The organism is Pseudomonas sp. HR1 (assembly GCF_030175875.1).
Taxonomy (GTDB): Bacteria; Pseudomonadota; Gammaproteobacteria; order Pseudomonadales; family Pseudomonadaceae; genus Chryseomonas; species Chryseomonas oryzihabitans.
The window spans coordinates 1-525 of record NZ_JASNRF010000083.1 but is presented as its reverse complement, the minus strand read 5'-3'; the positions used below and the strand labels follow the sequence as shown (position 1 = coordinate 525).

Genomic DNA, 525 nt, shown 5'->3' with positions numbered 1-525 from the left:
CTTCATGTTGATCACCGACTGGCCGATCATGGCGCAGCCCGCCATGCCCCCAGCAGACCCGCGGCGATGTTGGCGATCCCCTGGCCCTTGCACTCGCGATTCTTGTCGCTGGGCGTATCGGTGATGTCATCGACGATGGTGGCGGTCATCAGCGACTCCAGCAGGCCGACCACGGCCAGCGCCAGCGAATAGGGCAGGATGATCAGCAGGGTGTCGAGGGTCAGGGGCACCTGCGGCCAGAGCAGTACCGGCAGGGTATCGGGCAGCTGACCCATGTCGCCCACCGTGCGAATGTCCAGGCCCAGGGCCAGGGAGACGGCGGTCAGCACCAGGATGCAGACCAGCGGCGACGGCAGCAGCCGGCCTACCACCGGCAACAAGGGGAACAGATAGATGATGCCCAACCCGGCGGCGGTCATGGCGTAGACCTCCCAGCCGACATGGGTCAGCTCGGGCAACTGGGCAAGAAAGATCAGGATCGCCAGGGCGTTGACGAATCCCGTCACCACGGAGCGGGACACGAAG

General features: G+C 65.5%; 1 pseudogene. It reads right to left on the bottom strand.

Going from position 1 to position 525, the window contains the following annotated elements:
* A pseudogene (locus tag QKY98_RS23710) lies at positions 1–525 on the bottom strand (SulP family inorganic anion transporter); the annotation flags it as partial.